At 30.9% G+C, this 5,983-nt stretch carries 4 protein-coding genes and 1 pseudogene; 1 reads left to right on the plus strand and 4 read right to left on the minus strand.

Annotation, left to right across the window (positions count from 1 at the left end; all coding sequences use genetic code 11):
* Nucleotides 1–942 (minus strand): hypothetical protein (locus AMN73_RS01405; protein WP_075534518.1); only part of this gene is annotated, 942 nt, incomplete at its 3' end.
* A gap of 157 nt (nt 943–1,099) precedes the next feature.
* Here AMN73_RS01405 and AMN73_RS01410 point away from each other — a divergent pair.
* Complete coding sequence (locus tag AMN73_RS01410) at nt 1,100–2,431, plus strand: NAD(P)-binding domain-containing protein (RefSeq protein WP_075534519.1); 1,332 nt, start codon at nt 1,100–1,102, stop codon at nt 2,429–2,431.
* A 4-nt stretch (nt 2,432–2,435) separates the two neighbouring features.
* Here AMN73_RS01410 and AMN73_RS01415 read toward each other — a convergent pair whose 3' ends face one another.
* The 3 genes and pseudogenes from AMN73_RS01415 to AMN73_RS01425 all read right to left on the minus strand — a co-directional run.
* Nucleotides 2,436–4,589, minus strand: coding sequence for an ABC transporter permease (locus tag AMN73_RS01415; protein WP_075534520.1), 2,154 nt, complete (start codon nt 4,587–4,589; stop codon nt 2,436–2,438).
* A gap of 2 nt (nt 4,590–4,591) precedes the next feature.
* Entirely contained in the window at nt 4,592–5,620 is a 1,029-nt protein-coding gene (locus AMN73_RS01420; protein WP_075534521.1) for a quaternary amine ABC transporter ATP-binding protein, read from the minus strand.
* Between the two features lie 65 nt (nt 5,621–5,685).
* A pseudogene (locus tag AMN73_RS01425) lies at nt 5,686–5,983 on the minus strand (hypothetical protein); the annotation flags it as partial.

Raw genomic sequence — 5,983 nt, forward strand, 5'->3', positions numbered from 1 at the left:
TTTATTTTTTAATATTGCATTAATAAAATTGATCATTAAAGGAGTTTTCTTTTTATTTATTTTTTTTAATACAAATGGTGCAATTTCTCTGACTAATTGTTCACCTTCTACAGTATCATTTGGCATAAATTTTTTCTTTGCGGTCTTAAAAGTATAACCCTTACCTAGATAACTTCCCATTTTACTATTTCTACCTCCTGCAGCACTTACATAAAGATCACCTACACCAGCAAGACCTAGAGTTGTACTTTCTTTTCCTCCAAAATATTTTGTAAGATATTTCATCTCAAGTAATGACCGATGGAATAAACTGGAAGATGTATTTAAGCTTTGTCCAGATCCAATTATCATAGAATATATATTTTTAATTGCTGAACATACCTCAATTCCAATTATATCTTCCGAATATTCAATTAAATAATATTTAGTTGATATTTGTTTTCCAATCCATTTAGCTACTTTGATATTTTTATTTGCGATAATTACACTTGTTTGATTTTTTCTAGCAAGCTCCTTTGCAAGACATGGTCCTTTCAAAACAGAAATATTCATTTTTCCAGAATTTCTATTAAGTTGCTCAGAGATTGTAAGAACTCTTTTATTTTTTTTTTCATATTTAAGACCTTTGGTAAGAACTAAAATCGGAGTTTTTATTTTTAATTTTTTTAATTCCTGTCCAATAAAATCTATTCCTGAAAGACTTAAAGCAATTACAATTAAATCAAAATTTTCTTTAAGTAAATTTACCGAGAATTGCCTATATTTTAGTTTTTTTGGAAGATTTATTTTTAAACTTGGGTGAAATTTATCTCTTGAAGAAAGTTTTTTAATAAATAATTTACTATGTGGTTCTGTGATTGTTACATTGTTATTGTTGTCTAGACATGGGATTGAAAAGGCTGAACCCATTGCGCCACCACCGATTATTAAAATTTTTTTCATAACAATTTAAACATTAAAAACTTATAAAATTTTATGACAAATACAACACATACGAGAAAAATTTGATAATGAATTATTCACGTAATAAGTAACTATTTTATTTTAAATTTGAGTATTTTGTTAGTAAAATAAGTTTATATTTTTAAAAAGTTATCTAATGACTAAAGTTGCAATTATTGGAGCTGGACCTTGTGGTCTGTCAATGCTGAGAGCTTTTGAATCAGCTGAAAAGAATGGAGAAAAAATACCAGAAATTGTTTGTTTTGAAAAACAAGAAGACTGGGGTGGTTTATGGAATTATAGCTGGAGAACTGGATCAGATCAATATGGAGATCCTGTTCACAACAGTATGTATAGGTATCTTTGGTCTAATGGTCCAAAAGAATGTTTGGAATTTGCAGATTATTCATTTGATGAACATTTTGGTAAACCAATACCTTCTTTTCCTCCAAGAGAAGTTTTGTATGATTATATTGTTGCAAGAGTAAGTAAAGGTAATCTAAGAAAAAAAATTAAATTTAATACAAGAGTTATTAATACAATTTATAAAAACGATAAATTTGAGCTAAGCTACCAAGATAAAGTTAACAATAAGATTTTAAAAGATAACTTTGATTATGTTGTAGTTTCAACAGGACATTTTTCTGTACCTTTTATTCCTGAGTATAAAGGAATGAGTTCTTTTCCTGGAAGAATTATGCACTCTCATGATTTTAGAGATGCGGAAGAGTTTAGAGGTAAAAATATAGTTGTTCTTGGGAGCAGTTATTCAGCAGAGGATATTGCGCTTCAATGTAATAAGTATGGAGCTAAAAGTGTAACTATCGGATATAGACATAATCCTATGGGATTTAAATGGCCCAAAGGAATGAAAGAAGTCCATTATCTAGATAGACTTGAAGGTAAGAAAGCATTTTTTAAAGATGGTACTGAACAAGAGACAGATGTTGTGATTTTATGTACTGGTTATTTGCATCATTTTCCTTTCTTAGATGAAAGTTTACAACTTAAAACTAGAAATAGGCTTTATCCACCAAAATTATACAAGGGTGTTGTATGGCAAGATAATCATAAGCTTATGTATTTAGGAATGCAGGATCAGTTTCATACATTTAACATGTTCGATTGCCAAGCATGGTACGCAAGAGATGTAATTTTGAATAAAATTAAAATCCCTAGTGATAATGAAATTGAAAAAGATATTAACAAATGGGTAACGATGGAAGAAAAATTAGAGAATCCTGATCAAATGATTGACTTTCAAACAGAATATACCAAAGAACTTTATAAAATGTCTAACTATCCAAAAATTGATTTTGAATTAATAAGAAAGCATTTTAAAGAGTGGGAACATCATAAAGTTGAGGACATATCTACTTACAGAAATAAATCTTTTGCATCTCCTGTTACAGGATCTGTTGCTCCGATTCACCACACTCCGTGGGCAACTGCAATGGATGACTCATCAAAAACTTTTTTGGATAAGTAAAATATTAATCTATTCCTAAGTGTTTTTTTCTTTTTTGAACATAAGCTCTGATTAAGTTATCAAATATCAAAGCAATAAAAGCTACACATATACCAAGTGTTAATCCAATGCCTGCACCCTTTTTATCTGATAATGCTTTTAGAATATATTGACCTAGATCCTCTGTACCAATGAATGCTCCAATGATAACCATAAATAATGCAAATACTATTGTTTGGTTTATTCCAAGCATCATATGTGGAAATGCTAAAGGAAATTCTATTTTTGTTAGTCTTTGAAATTTATTCACGCCTGACATAGTTGCAGCATCATGTAAACCTGCCGGAACACTTCTAAGTCCTTCAATAGTGTATCTTGTTGCTGGTATCGTTGCATAAACTATAACTGCAATTAATACTGACGTGTCAGTTATACCAAACAACATCATTACAGGAATTAAATACACAAAAGAGGGAAATGTTTGAAATATATCGCAAACACCTAGCATAAAATTAGCTGAATGTTTGTTTTGAAAACATAAAGTTCCAACTGTAAATCCTATTGTGCAAGATACTATCACTCCAAAAGTTGCCATATATGTTGTTACCAAAGCTCTGTCCCACCAAGGGCTAAGCGCAATAAATAGTGTTAATCCACAAACAACTAAAGCAGAACGAATTCCACCAATTAAATACCCTGCTCCAACAACCAAAACAATTGTAGCAATTGCAGGCATCCTTAAATACAATGCTCTCATTGGTTGAAGCACTTCTTGAATTAACCAAGTATTAAATGCTTTGATATACACAAAGAAAGTTTCAAAAATCCAATCAACACCTTTATTCCAAAAATCGGCAGTTGATATTCCTTTATTGTGTGGAATTTCAAATAAGTAATTGAATGTGTCTTTAAATAAAAAGGTTCCAATGTAAGCTAGTATTAATCCAATCACTACTGTAGCTGCAAAAAATAGTAAATTTTTATTTCTTTCAAAAAATGTTAGGTTACCAAAATAATCCTCTTGCTTATTTGCCCAGGCTAAAGACATCTTGTCTAATAATATTGCAATCAAACTAATGCACAAGCCTGCTTCAAGTGCTAATCCAATGTTCAACTGATTTAATGCTAATAATAAATTAAATCCTAAACCTTTAGCACCAATAAAAGCTGAAATAACTGCCATTGAAAAACAAACCATTATAACTTGGTTAACTCCAATTAAGATGTCTCTTCTTGCAGTTGGAATTAATACTTTAAACATAAGTTGAAAATTGTTACATCCACTCATTCTGCCTGCTTCAATAACTTCTGGTGGAACAGCTCGTAAGCCTAATATAGTTAATAATATCATTGGTGGTACAGCAACAACCATAGTTATAATTACTGCAGCATGATCACCAACTCCAAAAAGAACTAGCGCAGGAACCAATACTGCGTATTGTGGCATTGTCTGCATTACTAATAATATTGGATATAAAGCCTTTTCAACACGTTTACTTTTAAATGCCGCTATTCCTAAACCCAAACCAAAAATAAATGATAATGGAGCTGCAACTAGTATGAATGAAAGAGTTTGCATAGACGGTTTCCATTGACCAAATATAGAAATGTAAACCATTGTTAAACCTGCAAACAAAGCTAATCCTTTACCGCTAAGTTTGTAAGAAAGTAGTGCTGCACCAGCTGCAACAATTGTCCATGGCAACCCAGGTAGTTCGGCCCAAGGATTCTTGTCTATCCAATCCCAACTAGTAAAAGCTACTATAGTTTCAAGACCTCCTAATAAGACCTCTCTTATTAACTGTATTAGAAAAGTCATAAACGCAGTTATATTTCTACTTATCTGTAAGACCAAAGGACGACTTTTATATTCTTGAGTATCTTCATTCCAAACTTCAATTGGCATCCACTCATTCATTAAGAAAAATAATGAGTCATTTATCCAAATAGGTAACCATCCAAGCAATGGCGGTAGTCTCCAAAAAACATCAAAAGCATAGTATCTTACTTCTTTTCCTAAAAATACATAGCTACTCTGATTAGGATCTTTTACGAATTCTGCTTGACCTCGAATAAATTTATATGTTTCGGGAACTTCAATTGCAAAACATAATGCAAAAAATACAACTAATAAAAATAACCATTGAAATGTTTTTGGATATTTCTTAAAAAATTCCATAATTAAATATTATTTTTTCTCCCTCCAAAAACTGTATTGATTATTTTAGCTGGGTCTATAGAACCAATAATGTTGTTATCATTATCTATCACAGCTACTGATTTTTCTTGAGTAAGAATTTTTTCAGCTACATTCTCTATAATTTCATCTTTTGAAACTTTTAAATCACCAAGATTATCTTTAGTTTTATCCATTATATCTTCAATTAATAAAACTTTCTCTCTAGGTACTTCCTCAGTAAACTTCCTTACATATTCAGTGGCTGGATTTAAAACAATATTAGCAGGTGTATCCAGCTGTTCAATTATACCATCCTTCATAATTGCAATACGATCAGCAAGTTTTAAAGCCTCATCAAAATCATGAGTGATAAACATAATTGTTTTTTGTAATTTTTCCTGAAGTCTTAAAAATTCATCTTGCATTTCTTTTCTAATTAATGGATCTAAAGCAGAAAAAGGCTCATCTAAAAACCATATGTCTGGTTCAACTGCTAATGATCTCGCTATTCCTACTCTTTGTTGTTGTCCTCCGGATAGCTCTCTTGGAAAATAATTTTCTCTTCCATCGAGGCCAACTAACTTAACCATGTCCATTGCTTTACTGATACTATCCTTAGTTTTGACACCTTTAATTTGAAGTGGAAAAGCTATATTTTCAACTACGGTTTTATGTGGAAGCAAAGCAAAACTTTGAAAAACCATTCCCATTTTATTTCTTCTAAGATCAATGAGATCTTTGTTGTTTAATTGTAATAAATCTTGGCCTTCTATAAAAATTTTTCCACCTGTTGCATCAGTTAATCGAGAAATACATCGTAATAAAGTTGATTTTCCCGAGCCAGACAAACCCATCACAACCAACATCTCTCCTTTTGCAACTTCAAATGAAGCATTATTAACTCCTACAATACATCCGTTTTCTTGAAAGGTTTTTGCATCAACATTGCCATTTGAATCTTTGAGCATTTTTTCAGCATTAGCTCCAAAAATTTTATAAACATTTTCGCATTTGATTACTGGTCCAGACATAAATCTTTATTAAGTTATATGAAATTAAGATAAAATTAAATCCATAATATTAGTGTTTTTCCTCCTTAAAAATTTTTAATATAATAAACCCTGGTATCAATTCCTGTGCTTAAAAAACTTAATGCCTCACCGCTCACGCTTACAGACTCATTAACTCCAACATTATCTCCACTTACTGTGAAACCCGCATAACATTTATTTTTTTCTTCATCCCATTTAACAAAAGTTTCATCAATTTTATTACCATTAATTGTGTAAATTTCATGCGCTCTAAAATTTAAAAAATTTGCACCCATAATTGCTCTTTGAGGAATGAGTTTCGACTCCAATTGTTTGTGCAACTCCTGCATACTGATGATATTC

This window comes from Candidatus Pelagibacter communis (assembly GCF_001179965.1).
Lineage (GTDB): Bacteria > Pseudomonadota > Alphaproteobacteria > Pelagibacterales > Pelagibacteraceae > Pelagibacter.

Excerpts from the sequence above, each read along its gene's own strand:
- AMN73_RS01410 (WP_075534519.1), top strand. The coding sequence starts at position 1,100 with ATGACTAAAGTTGCAATTATTGGAGCTGGACCTTGTGGTCTGTCAATG.
- AMN73_RS01415 (WP_075534520.1), bottom strand. The coding sequence starts at position 4,589 with ATGGAATTTTTTAAGAAATATCCAAAAACATTTCAATGGTTATTTTTA.
- AMN73_RS01420 (WP_075534521.1), bottom strand. The coding sequence starts at position 5,620 with ATGTCTGGACCAGTAATCAAATGCGAAAATGTTTATAAAATTTTTGGA.